Here is a 15,637-nt window from a genome sequence, read left to right on the forward strand (position 1 = left end):
GACTCCCTCCAAAAACTTTTAACGCCCTGCGGATCATCCCGATTTTGCCTGCAAAATCGGGATGATCCGCAGGGAATTAAAAGTCTTTGAAGGGGGTCTGGGGGAAACGTGGGCCTATGGCCCTTCTACGGAAAGTTTCCCCCAGGGTAATTAATACTTCTTAACCGTCGCCGCGGCGCCTTTTTTCGCTTTCTTTATGAGCCTCTCCTTCTTCCTCATGTGCCTGTTTATGAGGCTCACCACCTCCCTGGGGTCGTCGGTGAGGTGGAGCAGTTCCAGGTCCTCCTCGTCTATGGTCTTGTACTTGAGCATGGTCTTTCGCATGAAGTCGATTACGGGCCGCCAGTACTCGCTGCCGAAGAGTATGATGGGGAAGGTGTATATCTTGTGGGTCTGCATGAGCGTGAGGGCCTCGAAGAGCTCGTCAAGGGTGCCGAAGCCGCCGGGCATGCAGACGTAGCCGATGGCGTACTTGACGAACATGACCTTGCGGGCGAAGAAATAGCGGAAGTAGAGGGAGCGGTTCTGGTAGTTGTTGGCCTTCTGCTCCTGGGGCAGCGAGATGTTGAGCCCCACCGATACGCCGTGCTCGGCGGCCCCCTTGTTGGCCGCCTCCATGATGCCCGGTCCCCCGCCGGTTATTATGGCGTAGCCCTCCTTGGAGAGAAGGCGCGCCACCTCGACGCACTGCTTGTAGAACTTGCTGTTTGCATGGAGCCGGGCCGAGCCGAAGATCGATACCGCCGGGCCTATGTCGGAGAGTTCGTCGAAGCCGTCGACGAACTCGCTCATGATGCGCAGCAGCCACCATGACTCCTTGCCCTTGAAATCGTCTACCATGTCTACTCCCACTCGATGGTGCTCGGCGGCTTGGAGCTTATGTCGTAGACCACGCGGTTTATGCCGCGCACCTCGTTGATTATGCGCGAGGAGATGCGGGCGAGCACGTCGTAGTCGATCCTCACCCAGTCGGCCGTCATGCCGTCCACGCTCTCCACACACCTTATGGCCGCCGTGTTCTCGTATGTCCTCTCATCGCCCATGACGCCGACGGTCTTCACCGGCAGGAGCACGGCGAAGGCCTGCCACATGGAGTCGTAGAGGCCGGCGGCCTTTATCTCCTCGAGCACTATGGCGTCGGCCTCGCGCAGCATGGCGCAGCGCTCCTCGGTCACCGGGCCTATTATCCTGATGGCAAGTCCCGGGCCGGGAAAGGGGTGGCGCGAGACGAGCTCGTCGGCCATGCCGAGCTCGCGGCCCAGACGCCGGACCTCGTCCTTGAAGAGCTCGCGCAACGGCTCGACGAGCCGGAGCTTCATGCGCTTTAGCAGCCCGCCCACGTTGTGGTGGCTCTTGATGGTCGCCGACGGCCCCTTGAACGAGACGCTCTCGATTACGTCGGGATAGAGCGTGCCCTGGGCGAGGAACTTCACCCCCTTTATCTTCCCGGCCTCCTCCTCGAAGACCCTGATGAACTCGCGGCCTATGATCTTTCGCTTGCGCTCGGGGTCGCGCACGCCCCTCAGCCTCGCAAAGAACCTCTCGCGGGCGTCGACACAGCGTATGTCCATATGGAAGTTCCTGCGAAGTGCGGCCTCCACCTTGGCGGCCTCGCCCTTGCGGAGCACGCCGTTGTCGACGAATATGCAGGTGAGCCGATCTCCCACGGCGCGGTGGACCAGCACGGCCGTGACGGCCGAGTCCACACCGCCGCTTATGCCGCAGACCACGCGGGCATGGCCGACCTTCTTCCTGATCTCCCCCACGGCGCTCTCGATGAAGCCCTTCATGGTCCACGACGCCTCGAGGCGGCAGACCCTGAACAGAAAGTTCCTGATTATCCGCTCGCCGCACTCGGTGTGCGCGACCTCCGGGTGGAACTGGAGGCCGAAGATCTTCTCTTCACCGTGGCGCATGGCGGCTATGACGCCGTTTGAGCTGCGGGCCGTTACGACGAATCCCGGCGGCGGCGTCTCCACGCGGTCGCCGTGGCTCATCCAGACCCTGTAGCTCTTTTTCCTCAGCCCCGAGAAGAGGGCGTGGCGCCCGACGGGCTCGATGAAGGCCTCGCCGTACTCGCGTCTTCCCGACCGTTCGAGCTTTCCGCCGAGCAGGTGCGCCGTGAGCTGCATGCCGTAGCATATGCCCAGCACCGGCACGCCCAGCTCGAAGAGCGCACCGTCGATCTTCGGCGCGCCCCGGTCGAAGACGCTGGCCGGACCGCCGGATAGCACTATCCCCCTGGGAGCGAAGGCCTTGACGGCGGCCATCTGCTCCGGCGGGGGATGGATCTCGCAGTAGACGCCGGCCTCGCGTATCCTGCGCGCTATGAGCTGCGTGTACTGCGAGCCGAAGTCGATTATAAGGACTTTCTGATCGTGTATGTCCATGATCTCTTTTCCGAGTCCCCGGAAGCCCGGCCCGCGCCAGGCGCGGCCCTGGCTTCCGGGGACCGCCGCGCCTGCGAGGGGGCGGGCGGGAAGGGCCCTTTCACCGGGGGGAACCCCGTGAAGAAGGGCCGTCGGCCCGCGTCTCCCCCGGCGAGACTCCGTCAGATGTCGAGTTTATAGTTGGGCGGCTCCTTGGTGACTATCACGTCGTGGACGTGGCTTTCGCGCAGTCCCGAGGGGCTTATCCTCACGAAGCGGGCCTTTTCGCGCAGCTCGGCGAGGTTCTTGGCGCCGCAGTAGCCCATGCCCGCCTTGAGCCCCCCGACGAGCTGGTAGATGGACGACGATATGGGCCCCTTGTAGGGGACGCGGCCCTCGATGCCCTCGGGCACGAGCTTGAGCTCGCTCTCCACGTCGTCCTGGAAGTAGCGGTCCCTGCTCCCCTTCTTCATGGCCTCGATGGAGCCCATGCCGCGGTAGACCTTGAAGGTCCGTCCCTGGTACAGCACGGTCTCGCCGGGGCTCTCGTCGGTGCCGGCGAAGAGCCCCCCTATCATGACCGAGTCGGCGCCGGCGGCGAGTGCCTTTGTTATGTCGCCCGAGAACTTTATGCCGCCGTCGGCTATGACGGGTATGTCCTTTTTCCTCGCCACGGCCACGGCGTCCATGACGGCCGTTATCTGCGGGACGCCTATGCCGGTGACCACACGGGTCGTGCATATGGAGCCCGGGCCCACGCCGACCTTCACGGCGTCCACACCGGCCCTTATGAGCGCCTCGGCCGCCTCGGCGGTGGCCACGTTGCCGGCGATGAGCGGGCAGTCGAAGTTCTTCTTGGTGGAGGCCACGGCGTCTATGACGCCCCTGCTGTGGCCGTGGGCCGTGTCTATGACCAAGGCGTCCACGCCGGCCTCTATGAGCGCCGCCACCCTCTCCTCGCGGTCGAAGGAGACGCCCACGGCGGCGCCCACGCGCAGCCTGCCGAACCCGTCCTTGCAGGAGTTGGGAAACCTCTCGCGCTTTTCTATGTCCGTGACCGTTATGAGCCCCTTGAGGCGCCCCATGCCGTCCACCACCGGAAGCTTCTCTATCCTGTGGCGGTGGAGTATCTCCTTGGCCTTCTCGATGGAGATGCCCTCGGGAGCGGTGACCACCTCCCTGGTCATTATATCCGATATGCTGCGCTCGGGGTCCTCCTCGAAGCGGAGGTCACGGTTTGTCACAATGCCGACGAGCACGCCGTCCTTCACCACGGGAAAGCCCGAAATGTGTTCGCGCTTCATGATCTCCAGGGCGTCGGCCACACGCTGTTCCGGGGAGAGGGTCATGGGCTTGAGGATGACGACGGACTCGTATTTTTTCACCTTGTCGACCATGGCGGCCTGCTCGGCCACGGTGAGATTCTTGTGGATGATGCCGATGCCGCCCTCGAGGGCTATGGCTATGGCCATGCGCGTCTCCGTCACCGAGTCCATGGCGGCGCTCACGAGCGGTATGTTGAGCCTTATCTCCCGCGTAAGCCGCGTCGATACGTCAACGTCCCTGGGCAGCACCTCCGAGTAGGCCGGCACGAGCAGCACGTCGTCGAAGGTGAGCCCTTCCTTCATGTCTATTCTTTCGGTCATGGCCCCTGCTCCCTTCCTTCAAAGCGCCCGCGGCGCTCCGGCACCGTCGAGTATGACGCCTTCGAGAAGCCCGGCGTCGCTCACGATCATCTCCTCCTGTCCGAAGGCCCCCATCGTCTCGAGCGCTATGGCGGCGCCCGGTATTATGAGGTCCTCGCGCCCCTTCTCAAGGCCGGGCAGCCGGCATCGCCGGGCCGCGGTCATGGCCGAAAGCCGCCGGTAGAGACGCCGGAGCACCGCTTTGCGGAGCACGTGGTTGTTTATCCTCTCCCTGTCGTAGCGTTCGAGGCCGAGGTCCAGGGCGGCCAGCGTCGTGACCGTTCCGGCCGTGCCCACAAGGCGCGCACCGGCCGAAGGACCGTAGGCGCCGGGCTCCACGCCGTCCTCCTTCATGCGCCCTTTCAACGCGCCGAGCACCCGCGCTATCCCGGCCTCCATGGCCGAGAGCTCGGCTGCGGCGGGCGGGTCGCTTGCGAGGTATCGCTCCGCGAGATGGACGACCCCCATCTCCATGCTCCACGACGAAACGCCGCCTCCCTCTGCGGCGGCGATGAACTCCGTGCTCCCGCCTCCTATGTCGACTGCGAGGAGGGGGCCGCGCCGCTCCACGACGCTGAGCACGCCGATGAGCGATAGCCTCGCCTCCTCGCCGCCGTCTATGACCTCCGCGTCGATGCCCGTGCGTTCCCTCACCTCGTCGAGGAAGGCGCGGCCGTTGACGGCCCTTCTCACCACGCTGGTGGCGACGGCCCTCACCTCATCCACACCCTCGCGCCCGAGCAGGGCGGCGAACTCCTCGAGGGCCCTCAGTGTTCTGCGGGCCGCCTCGGGGCTTATGCCCCTCTTCTCGCTGTAGCCGCCGCCAAGGCGCGTTATCCTCCGCTCGTAGACGAGAGGGGTGAGGCTACGGCCCTCGACCTCCGCCACGAGCAGCCGCAGCGTGTTGGTCCCAATGTCTATGGAGGCCCGCCGCGGCGCACGGGCTCCGCTCTCCCGCGCGGCCCTCACCTGCTTACGTCCACCTCGCCCGGCTCGGTGGCTATGGAGAGCCGCGACGCCCCGGCCTTCCTCGCCTTGTCGAGCACCTCGACGACGACGCCGTGCCTCGAGGAGCGGTCCGCGCGCAGCAGCACGCCGCGGCCGGACCTCCCGGAGAGCGCCTCGGCGAGCCTCTCTTCGAGCCTGTCCATGGGCACGGCTTCGTCGCCGACGAAGACCGAGCCTTCACCGGTCACCGTGACGGTCACGGCCCGGCCGGGCTCGCCGGCCGCCGTCTCGGCGCGGGGGAGCTTTATCTTGAGCGACTCCATCATTATGAGCGGCGTCGTCACCATGAATATGACGAGGAGCACGAGCATCACGTCCGTGAGCGGTGTAACGTTTATCTCCGCCATTATGCGCTCCTCACCGCTTGTCAGCTTCCATCCCACCTTCGCCTCCCGCGGCCACCACCGCTGCGAACTCTACGGCCGAGGCCTCGAGCTCCAGGGCCCTCCGCTTAAGCGTCCTCACGAACATATTGTATGCGATGACGGCCGGCACGGCGACGAAGAGGCCGGCGGCCGTGGCCACCAGCGCCTCGGCTATGCCGTCGGCCACGGCTGCGGGACCGGCCCCCTCGGCCGCCGAGAGGTCGCCGAAGGCCCTTATTATGCCGAGCACCGTTCCGAAGAGGCCGATAAAGGGCGCCGTGCTCCCGATGCTTCCCAGCACGGAGAGAAAACGCTCGAGCGAGGCCATCTCGATCCTTGCGGCCAGCTCCATGGCGCGCAGCACCTCGTCGCGGCCCTCGCCGCGGCGGGCGAGCCCGGCCGCGCAGACCCTGGCCAGGGGGTTGTCGGCGGCCTCGCAGAGCCTTGCCGCCCCCTCGCCTCCCGACTCGCACGCAGCCGCGGCGAGCCTTTCGCGGAAGTCGGCCACCGAGGCCCGGAAGCGCGAAAAGCTCCTGGCCCGCTCGAGCATTATGGCCACCGACGCGACCGAGAGCAGCCCCAGGACCGCCACCGTAATCCCGCCTTTTTGCAGCAGCCCCAGAAAGCCGAGTCCCTCAAACATCGCCGCCCGCCTCTTCCTCCATGTAGTCCCTGGCGTAGCCCACGTAGTTTCGCGCCGACCTCTTTATGCCCTCGTACTCCCCGTCCGTCACGGCCCTGGCCACCCGTCCCGGCACGCCGACCACGAGGCTTCGCGGCGGCACCTCCATCCCCTGCCTCACGACGGCCCCGGCCGCTATGATCGACCCCTCGCCGACCACGGCGCCGTCGAGCACCACGGCGCCCATGCCGATGAGGCACCGGTCGGCTATGGTGCAGCCGTGGAGCGTGACGCTGTGCCCTATGGTGACCTCGCCGCCGATGACGAGCGGATGGGTCCTGCCGGTGACGTGGAGCACCGAGTTGTCCTGCACGTTGGTCATCTCGCCGATCCTGATATAGTTGACGTCGCCCCTTACGACGGCGCCGAACCATATGCTCGAATCGCGGCCCGCCTCCACGTCGCCTATGACCTCGGCGCTCTCCACGACGAAGACCGTCTCGTGCAGCCTGGGCCACACGCCCTTGTAGGGCCTGATCCTTCCCTCTCCGCCTTTCCCCCTTCGGCGCAACTTCTCTGCCGCCTCCCCCCTCGCCTGCAGCCCCCCAAGGGCGCGGACGCAGAATCTTCTTTAAATCCTGAATTTATATCAGATACCGCATCCTTACTCAAGGTCTTTTATCTCGGCGAGCGGACCTTCCGCGTTCCGGCATGTAAGCCTCAGTATCCTCTCGGTGGCCCTTGTAACCGGCGCGGCGGCGGACCTCGCAAGGCCGGCGACCCAGATGATCTCGTCGGCCGAGGCGATGACGAGCGCCTTATCCCTCAGCCGGCCGGGCACCTTGCGGTCCATGAAGAGGTCCTTGAGCTTCTTGCGTCCCTCCATGCCGAAGGGCCTGAGACGGTCGCCGCTTCGCCTCGTGCGGCAGACGAGGGGCAAGCGGAGGGCGTCGAGGTCGAAGTACGCCGTGAGGGGGTCGATGCCTTCGACGGGCGGCGCTCCGTTGAGGGAGGCGTCGACGACCCCGGCCTCCACGGCGCATCGGGCCCACTCTATGAACGTATCACCCGGCACGTCGAGCTCGATCTCCCGCGCCGCCGCCCCTCCACCCGGCGGCCTGCGGCGGCCGACGACGAGCCGTTCGTACTCGCGCCGGGCCTCGAGGCCTCCCGGCAGGTCCAGGCGGGCGTTGGGGGCCGGGCCCGCAACGAGAGAGGCGAGGGCCTCGAGGTGCGCTGAGCAGAGCGTGACATCGGGATCAACGAGCCCGACGGCGCTGATGAGCGAGCGCAGCGACAGCGAGCGGTGCGCCCCGATAATGACGGCCCGGTCGAGGACGACGGCGTCCCCGCCGCGCTCGATCAACGCCTCGGAAAAGAGGGCGGCCGCGGCGGCGCCAAGGAACTCCTCGTCGCAGCGGAGAAGCCGCGCCGTGCGCACAAGGGCGCGCCGAAGCGCCGGGTTGCAGCGCCGCTCCAGCCACGGCACGACCTCGAGGCGAAGCCGGTTCCTCAGGTACCTCGTGTCGCGGTTCGAGTCGTCCTCCACCCACTCCACGCCCGCGGCCCGCGCATAGGCGAGCACATCGTCACGGCCCACCTCTATGAGCGGCCTTATGAACGGCCCCCTCACGGGCGGGATGCCCCCCAGCCCCCGCGGACCGCTGCCCTTGAGAAACCTCATGAGCACCGTTTCGGCCTGATCGTCGGCCGTGTGGCCCGTGGCTATGCGCCCTGCGCCGAGCTCCGCGGCCGCCTCGCGGAAAAAGGCGTAGCGGGCCTTCCTCGCCGCCGCCTGCACCGAGCCCCCCTCCCGCTTGAGCGCCTCGCCGTCGAGCGCCGTCTCCCTAAAGGGCAGCCCCAGGCGCGCCGCCGTCTCACGGACGAAGGCGGCGTCGCGGCGCGACCTCTCGCCACGGAGACCGTGGTCCACGTGGCAGACGGCCACCCTCACGCCGAGCTCCCCGCAGAGCGAGCAGAGCACGTGGAGCATCACCATGGAGTCCACCCCACCGGAAACGGCGGCCAGCACGAGCTCGCCGGGAGCGGCCATGGCATGGCGCCGCAGCGTCTCTTTGACCGTAGCGAGCATCGCCGTATTATACCACAAAAGCCCGGCGCCGCGACCACGGCCGCCATACCCGGCAAAGAGTAAAAGAGTAAAGGAAACTCCGATTACTTGCCCTGGGGGAAACTTTCTGTAGAAGGGCCACAGGCCCACGTTTCCCCCCTGCCCTATATTATTCGGGTCTTCGGCTGTACCGGGGGGTCGGCCCGCGCCAGGCGGAGTTGTTACGCCTTTGCGGCCCGCCCCCCCGGTACAGCCCCCATGAAGCAGCCGGCGCGGGCAGCCTGGGGGAAACTTTCTGCAGAAGGGCCACAGGCCCCCGGTTCCCTCAGAGCTTCTACAGAGAGAGAGTTCAAAATTGCCAAGGGCGAAGGCTTCTGCTATAATATGCAATTTTATCGACCCCTTTTCCCCGCGTCGGACCGGCCTGGCGGCCGCTTGCGCGGCGGGGGGCGGGACTTATTTTATTCACGGGGTGAAAAGAGAGCCGTTGAAAAAACGCGGCAAGGCATATCTCGTCGGCGCCGGACCGGGCGATCCGGGCCTCGTCACGCTCAAGGGCCTCGAGGCCATAAGAGAGGCCGACACGATTATCTACGACTTCCTCGCCAACAGGGCCCTTCTCGACCATGCGAGAGAGGACGCCAGGGTCGTCTACGTGGGCAAGCGCGGCAGCGAAAAGACGAGGACCCAGGAGGAGATCAACGACCTCATAATAGACGAGGCCCGCAGGGGCCGCACCGTGGTGAGGCTCAAGGGCGGAGACCCCTTCATATTCGGCCGCGGAGGCGAGGAGGCGGCGGCGCTCGTGGAGGCCGGCGTGCCCTTCGAGGTCATACCCGGCGTGACATCGGCCACGGCCGCCCCGGCCTGCGCGGGCGTGCCGCTCACCCACCGGGACCTGGCATCGACGGTGACATTCGTGACCGGCCAGGAAGACCCCCGCAAGGGCCGGTCCGCCGTGGACTGGGGGAGCCTGGTGCGCGGCGGCGGCACCCTCGTATTCCTCATGGCCTGGAAGAACCTCCCTCTCATCGTCAAGAGCCTCATATCGAACGGAATGGACCGGAAGACGCCGGCGCTGGCGGTGCGATGGGGGAGCCTCCCCACACAGGTGAGCGCGGCGGGCACGCTCTCGGAGATAGAGACCCTCGTAAGGGAGAAGGAGATAAAGGCGCCCATGGTGCTCGTGGTGGGAGCGGTGGTGAGCCTGCGCGAAAGGCTCAACTGGTTCGAGAAGAGACCGCTCTTCGGCCGCCGCATCGTCGTAACGCGGGCAAGCGAGCAGGCCGGTTCTTTCGCCTCGCTTCTCGAGGCCCGCGGCGCCCAGCCCCTGCTCTTCCCCACCATAAAGACCACGCCGCCGCCGCGCTGGCGGGAGCTCGACCAGGCCCTCGCAAGGCTCGACACATACGATTGGGCTGTATTTACGAGCGTAAACGGTGTAAGATATTTCTTCCGCAGGCTGCGGCGCAGGGGGCTTGACCTGCGCGAGCTCAAGGGCGTAAGGCTCTGCGCCATAGGACCGGCCACGGCCTCGGCACTAAGGGAGCTGGGCCTCAACGTGGACCTCACGCCGAAGAAGTTCGTAGCCGAGTCGGTCATCGAGGCCCTCCGGGCCCGCGGCATAAAGGGCAGGCGCTTTCTTCTGCCCAGGGCGCTCAAGGCCCGCGAGGTCCTGCCCGAGGCCATAAGAAGACTCGGCGGCCATATAGACGTGGTGCCGGCCTACAGGACCGTGCGGCCCGTGAAGCAGGCCGCCCTCCTGCGCAAAACGCTCCGCGAGGGCGGTGTAGACGCCGTGACCTTCACCTCGTCGTCGACGGTCGCCAACTTCGCCGCCCTCTTCAGGAAAGGCGAGCTCACGGAACTGCTCCGGGACGTGAAGGTGGCCTGCATAGGGCCGGTGACGGCCGAGACGGCCCGCGAGGCGGGGCTCCACGTCCACATAATGCCCAGGCGCTACACGGTCCCCGCCCTCGCCGACGCCATAGCCGAGTTCTTCGAGGAGGCCGGCCGCCCCTCTGTCGATCCCCCCGCGCCGTCTCCCCGCCCGTAAAGGCGGAAACGGCGCTCGGACAACAGCGAAGCCAGGGGTTGCGTACCCTGAAGAAAGGAGTGACCATGAACTTCCCCGCCTACAGGCCCAGGAGGCTGCGCAAGAGCGAGACCCTGCGGCGCATGGTCCGCGAAACGGCGCTCAGCGTCGACGACCTCGTACTCCCTCTCTTCATCACCCACGGCCGGGACGTGAAAAGACCCATCGAGAGCATGCCGGGACACTTCCAGCTCTCGGTCGACAGGACGGCGCAAGAGGCCAGGGAGATAGTGTCGCTGGGCATTCCGGCGGTCATCCTCTTCGGCATACCGGAGCACAAGGACGAGGTCGGCAGCTCGGCGCTCGCCACCGACGGACCCGTGCCCCGTGCCGTAAGGGCCATAAAGGACGCCGCGCCCGAGCTCTGCGTCATAACCGACGTCTGCCTCTGCGAGTATACTTCGCACGGTCATTGTGGTATCATAGAGAAGGGCGACGTAAGCAACGACTCCACCATCGAGGTGCTGGCCCGCGAGGCCCTCTCCCACGCCCAGGCCGGCGCCGACATGGTCGCACCGTCGGACATGATGGACGGCAGGGTCGAGGCCATACGCTCGATGCTCGACGAAGAGGGCTTCAGCTCGCTGCCCATCATGAGCTACGCCGCCAAGTACGCCAGCGCCTTCTACGGCCCCTTCCGCGACGCCGCCGAGTCCACGCCCCGCTTCGGCGACCGCCGCAGCTACCAGATGGACCCGGCCAACTCGGACGAGGCGATCCGCGAGGTGGCGCTCGACATCGAAGAGGGCGCCGACATCGTCATGGTCAAACCGGCCCTGCCCTACCTCGACATCATAAGGCGCATACGCGACGACTTCGACCATCCCGTGGCGGCCTACAACGTAAGCGGCGAATACTCCATGATAAAGGCCGCCGAGAAAGAGGGCTGGATCGACGGGGAACGGGCCATGATGGAGTCGCTGACGGCCATAAAACGGGCGGGCGCCGACATGATCCTCACCTACTTCGCAAAAGACGCGGCCCGGGTGCTGGGCCGGTAGGCCCGCCTCGACGGGGGCTCTTCCAGAGGGAGACCCGACAGTCCTTCCAGCCTTGGAAGGGGAAGGTTTCCCCGACAACAGAAAGACCGACGGAGAAGAATATGAACCCGCCTATGCCCAAGGGCCATCCCCACGAGGTGCCGGGGATGGAAGGAGATAAAGCAACCGGCAAGAAGAAGTGGCTGCCCAAGCTCATAGCCTGGGAGCTCACGCGCTCGTGCAACCTCGACTGCATACACTGCCGCGCCGCCGCCCGTTTCGGCCCCTACCCCAACGAGCTCACCACCGAAGAGTGCCTGGCCATGCTCGACGACGTGGCCTCCTTTTCAAGCCCCATCATCATCATGACCGGCGGCGAGCCCATGCTGCGCGACGACATATGGGAGATAGCGCGCCACGGCACTGACCTGGGCCTGCGCATGGTCATGGCGCCCTGCGGCTTCCTCGTCACCGAGGAGACGGCCCGCAGGATGATCGACGCGGGCATACAGCGCGTGAGTTTCTCCATAGACGGCGCCACGGCGGAGAGCCACGACGACTTCCGCCGCGTAAAGGGAGCCTTCGCAAGCGTCATGACGGCCATAGAGAACGTCAAGAAGGTGGGCCTCGACTTCCAGGTGAACACCACCATCTCAAGGCACAACCTCCACGAGCTGCCCCGCATACTCGAGCTCGTCGTAAGCCTCGGCGCAAAGGCGCACCACCCCTTCCTGCTCGTCCCCACGGGCCGGGGAGAGGCCATGAAGGACCAGGAGATATCGCCCGAAGACTACGAGAAGACGCTGACCTGGTTCTACGAGATGCGCGACAAGGTGCCGCTCCAGTTCAAGCCCACCTGCGCCCCCCACTACTACCGGATCTTCAGGCAGAAGGAGCGCGAGAAGGGTATCGCCGTCAGGCCCGAGACCCACGGCCTCGACGCCATGAGCAAGGGCTGCATGGGAGGCCAGTCCTTCGCCTTCGTCTCCAACACGGGCAAGGTCCAGATATGCGGCTTCCTCGACGTCGAGTGCGGCGATATACGCAAGGAGCCCTTCAGCGTCGTATGGGAGAACTCGGAGGTCTTCAGACAGATGCGGGCCTGGGACGACTACAACGGCCGCTGCGGCTACTGCGAGTACCGTAGCGTCTGCGGAGGCTGCCGGGCCAGGGCCTACGCCTTCACCGGCGACTACATGGACGAGGAACCCTTCTGCACCTACCAGCCGGGCGAGGCGGCCAGGCGGGCAAGGGACGCTAAGAAGGCGGCGAAGGGGGCGTAAGGAGGGCGGAAGGCCGGGTCCGCGAGGTGCCGGGGATGGAAGGAGATGACAGAGGCGGCCCCGGACCGGACAAAGGCCGGGAGGCATAGGCCCGCGCGGCGCTTTCATCAGGGAAGCTTAGGGAAGTTCTGATTAATTACCCTGGGGGAAACTTTCCGTAGAAGGGCCAATAGGCCCACGTTCCCCCCTGCCCCTATGTTATTCGGGTCTTCGGCTGTACCGGGGGTTCGGCCCGCGCCAGGCGGGATCTTTACGCCTTTGCGGCCCGAACCCCCGGTACAGCCCGCCGAGGCAGCCGACGCGGACAGTCCGGGGGAAACTTTACAAAAAGCTTCCCTCAGGGCAGTCAATCCAAACTTCCTCAGGAGTGAGAGCCATGGAAATCGATCCCGCCGGACTTACCGACATAAGCGAAAAGGGGGCCGAAAAGGACGGCGTGCGCCAGGAGCTCGACCGCCGTCTCTTCATGCAGCTTCTCGTCTTCGGCGAGTGCCGCAGCACGTCGGCCCTGGTCAGAAGCCTCGACGGCGCCGGATTCGACGCCGTCCTCTACCGGGACGTAAACGATCCACGGGGCGTGGGACTTCTCACCATGCACGAGGACCCGGCGTTCTTCGCCTCGGAGCTGCGCCAGTTCCTACACCTCGAAGGTTTCGCCAGCCTGCCCCTCAAGCAGGAATTCACCATGCTGGGCCGCACCTACGGACTGGGCCACGAGGAGGACCTCGAGGACTGGCTCCTCAAACGTCCCAGGCGGGTGGTCATGAACAAAGCGTGGCCCTGGGCCGTCTGGTATCCGCTTCGCAGGAAAGGGGACTTCGCCCTGCTGGAGCCCCGGGAACAGGCCGCCATACTGCGCGAGCACGGCATGATAGGACGGGCCTTCGGCAAAGCCGACCTGGGCCACGACATAAGACTCGCATCCCACGGCCTCACAGGCCGGGACAACGACTTCGTCATCGGACTCATCGGCAGGGACCTCCACCCCCTCTCCGTCCTGGTCCAGACCATGCGCAGGACCAGACAGACCTCCACCTACATTGAAACCATGGGGCCCTTCTTCATCGGCAGGGCCGTGTGGCAGGGCGGCAGGGTCTGATCCCTAAGGAAACTCTGATTTATTGCACTGAGGGAACCTTTTTGTAAAAGGGTCACAGACCCACGGTTCCCTCAGACTCCCTCCAAAAACTTTTGACGCGAGTTGGTTTCCCCCTGTTTTGCCAAGCAAAACAGGGGGAAACCAACTCGTATCGAAAGTCTTTGAAGGGGGTCTGGGGGAAACGTGGGCCTATGGCCCTTCTACAGAAAGCTTCCCCCAGGGTAATTAAAGAGGCGGTGAAGTCTGCCGAAGGAGAGTATGGGGGCGGGGGGTGGTCCTCGGGAGGTTCCGCCCGCGCCGGGGGGGATTTTTACGGCCTTGCGGGCGGAACCTCCCGAGGACCGCTGGCTTTCGAAGATACGGGCAGCGCACAAAGGGGCCTGGGGGAACGTGGTCCCATGGCCCTTCTCCAGAAAGTTTCCCCCGAGTGATTGAAGGTCTCAGAGCTTCCTTTGCGAAAGGAGTCCCGAGAGATGAAGAATTTCGCCGCCATAGTCCTGGCAGCGGGCAAGGGCACGCGCATGAAGTCGCGGCTGCCCAAGGTGCTCCATCCCGTGGCGGGCCGTCCCATGATCCACTACCCGCTGGTCGTTCTCAAGGCCCTGAAGGCCGACAGGGTGGTGGTTGTGGTGGGTCACAAGGCCGATGAGGTCGAAGCCGCCGTGACGCAGGGGACATTCGATTACGGCGCCGTCGACTTCGTCGTCCAGGACCCCCAGCTCGGCACGGGCCACGCCGTAATGTGCGCCGCCGGGAGGTTGAGGGACTACGAAGGCGACGTGCTCATACTCTCGGCGGACGTGCCGCTCATAACGGAGGCGACCGTCAAGGCCCTCTTCCGGGTCCACCGCCGGAGGCGCGGCGCAAGGCCGGCGCTCACCCTTACGACCGTAATGCTCGACGACCCGGGCGGTTACGGCCGCATAGTCCGCGACAGCGGCGCCGCCGTTGAGCGGGTCGTGGAGCACAGGGACCTGGCGCCCCACCAGCGGGGGATACGGGAGGTCAACGCCGGAGTCTACCTCGCCGAGAGCCGTTTCCTATTCGACAACCTCGAAGGACTCGGCACCGACAACGCCCAGGGCGAGTACTACCTGCCCGATCTCGTGGCCCTCGCCCGCGACAGGGGCCGCGCCGTTGCGGCCCTGACACTCTCCGACCCGACCGAGGTGATGGGCGTAAACAACCGGGCGGAACTGGCGGCCGCCGCTGCGATCATGCGAAGGCGCATAAACACGAGGCTCATGCTCTCGGGCGTCACCATCGTCGACCCGGCGGCGACCTACATAGACGACGGCGTTAAGGTCGGCGCCGACACGGTCATATACCCCAACGTCCACCTCGCGGGACGGACGGTCATAGGCGGGGACTGCGTCATCGAGGAAGGGTCCCGCATCGAGGGCTGCAGGGTCGCATCCGGCGTGCGCGTGCGCTCCCACTCCGTGCTCGAAGGCTCGACCATAGGCGAGGGCGCCGTCATCGGCCCCTTCGCACGCCTAAGGCCCGAGAGCAGGATCGGCAAGGGGGCGAGGGTGGGCAACTTCGTTGAGATAAAGAAGACGGCGCTGGGCAAGGGCTCAAAAGCCAACCACCTCGCCTACCTGGGAGACGCCTCCATAGGTGAGGGCGTCAACATCGGCGCAGGCGTCATAACGTGCAACTACGACGGCGAGAAGAAACACAGGACCGTCATCGAGGACGGCGCCTTCATCGGCAGCGACAGCCAGTTCGTGGCCCCCGTGAAGGTGGGCCGGGGCTCGTACATAGGGTCGGGCTCCACCATAACAAAGGACGTCCCCGCGGAAGTCCTGGCCCTGTCGAGGGCCGAACAAAAGGTGGTGGAGGGATGGCTCGAACGCAGGAAGGCCGGACAGAAGACCACGAAAAAAAAAGGGGGATAGCGCCGGCCTCGAAGGGGACCATGAAGGAAACTCTGATTTATTGCACTGAGGGAACCTTTTTGTAAAAAGGTTCCCTCAGACTCCCTCCAAAAACTTTTAATGCGAGTTGGGTTCCCCCTGTTTTGCTTGGCAAAACAGGGGGAACCCAACTCGTATTGA

The 15,637-nt window shown here is 65.4% G+C and carries 13 protein-coding genes; 5 read left to right on the plus strand and 8 right to left on the minus strand.

Going from position 1 to position 15,637, the window contains the following annotated elements; genetic code table 11:
* Nucleotides 1-150 precede the first annotated feature (150 nt).
* From ENJ37_09490 to tilS, 8 genes are all read right to left on the minus strand, one after another.
* Nucleotides 151-840: a TIGR00730 family Rossman fold protein gene (locus tag ENJ37_09490; GenBank protein ID HHL40726.1), complete on the minus strand. Its 690-nt coding sequence runs from the start codon at nt 838-840 to the stop codon at nt 151-153.
* A gap of 2 nt (nt 841-842) precedes the next feature.
* Nucleotides 843-2,390, minus strand: coding sequence for a glutamine-hydrolyzing GMP synthase (gene guaA / locus ENJ37_09495; GenBank protein HHL40727.1), 1,548 nt, complete (start codon nt 2,388-2,390; stop codon nt 843-845).
* Nucleotides 2,391-2,551: 161 nt separating this feature from the next.
* A complete protein-coding gene (gene guaB, locus ENJ37_09500) occupies nt 2,552-4,015 on the minus strand; it encodes an IMP dehydrogenase (GenBank protein ID HHL40728.1) in 1,464 nt (487 codons plus the stop codon).
* An 18-nt stretch (nt 4,016-4,033) separates the two neighbouring features.
* Nucleotides 4,034-5,023: a Ppx/GppA family phosphatase gene (locus ENJ37_09505; GenBank protein ID HHL40729.1), complete on the minus strand. Its 990-nt coding sequence runs from the start codon at nt 5,021-5,023 to the stop codon at nt 4,034-4,036.
* Nucleotides 5,020-5,445, minus strand: a complete 426-nt coding sequence (locus ENJ37_09510; GenBank protein ID HHL40730.1) for a biopolymer transporter ExbD — start codon at nt 5,443-5,445, stop codon at nt 5,020-5,022. The genes ENJ37_09505 and ENJ37_09510 overlap by 4 nt, the downstream gene beginning before the upstream one ends.
* The gene (locus ENJ37_09515) at nt 5,420-5,977 is read right to left on the minus strand and encodes a MotA/TolQ/ExbB proton channel family protein (protein ID HHL40731.1); all 558 of its coding nucleotides are present in this window, start codon (nt 5,975-5,977) and stop codon (nt 5,420-5,422) included. Before ENJ37_09515 ends, ENJ37_09510 begins: the two co-directional genes overlap by 26 nt.
* A gap of 85 nt (nt 5,978-6,062) precedes the next feature.
* The gene (locus tag ENJ37_09520) at nt 6,063-6,587 is read right to left on the minus strand and encodes a gamma carbonic anhydrase family protein (GenBank protein ID HHL40732.1); all 525 of its coding nucleotides are present in this window, start codon (nt 6,585-6,587) and stop codon (nt 6,063-6,065) included.
* 126 nt (nt 6,588-6,713) lie between these two features.
* Entirely contained in the window at nt 6,714-8,141 is a 1,428-nt protein-coding gene (gene tilS / locus ENJ37_09525) for a tRNA lysidine(34) synthetase TilS (protein ID HHL40733.1), read from the minus strand.
* A gap of 466 nt (nt 8,142-8,607) precedes the next feature.
* On the opposite strand from tilS, the gene cobA reads away from it, so the two are divergent.
* The 5 genes from cobA to glmU all read left to right on the plus strand — a co-directional run bounded on the left by cobA (nt 8,608) and on the right by glmU (nt 15,478).
* On the plus strand, nt 8,608-10,176 hold the full coding sequence (gene cobA / locus ENJ37_09530) for a uroporphyrinogen-III C-methyltransferase (protein ID HHL40734.1): 1,569 nt from the start codon (nt 8,608-8,610) through the stop codon (nt 10,174-10,176).
* 65 nt (nt 10,177-10,241) lie between these two features.
* The gene (gene hemB / locus ENJ37_09535) at nt 10,242-11,216 is read left to right on the plus strand and encodes a porphobilinogen synthase (protein ID HHL40735.1); all 975 of its coding nucleotides are present in this window, start codon (nt 10,242-10,244) and stop codon (nt 11,214-11,216) included.
* Nucleotides 11,217-11,317: 101 nt separating this feature from the next.
* Nucleotides 11,318-12,478, plus strand: coding sequence for a heme b synthase (gene ahbD, locus ENJ37_09540; protein HHL40736.1), 1,161 nt, complete (start codon nt 11,318-11,320; stop codon nt 12,476-12,478).
* 376 nt (nt 12,479-12,854) lie between these two features.
* Nucleotides 12,855-13,577 (plus strand): hypothetical protein, encoded by a 723-nt coding sequence (locus tag ENJ37_09545; GenBank protein ID HHL40737.1) that lies wholly within the window; start codon nt 12,855-12,857, stop codon nt 13,575-13,577.
* A gap of 473 nt (nt 13,578-14,050) precedes the next feature.
* Nucleotides 14,051-15,478, plus strand: coding sequence for a UDP-N-acetylglucosamine diphosphorylase/glucosamine-1-phosphate N-acetyltransferase (glmU, locus tag ENJ37_09550; GenBank protein HHL40738.1), 1,428 nt, complete (start codon nt 14,051-14,053; stop codon nt 15,476-15,478).
* Nucleotides 15,479-15,637: the final 159 nt, after the last annotated feature.

Source organism: Deltaproteobacteria bacterium (assembly GCA_011375175.1).
Taxonomy (GTDB): domain Bacteria; phylum Desulfobacterota; class GWC2-55-46; order GWC2-55-46; family DRME01; genus DRME01.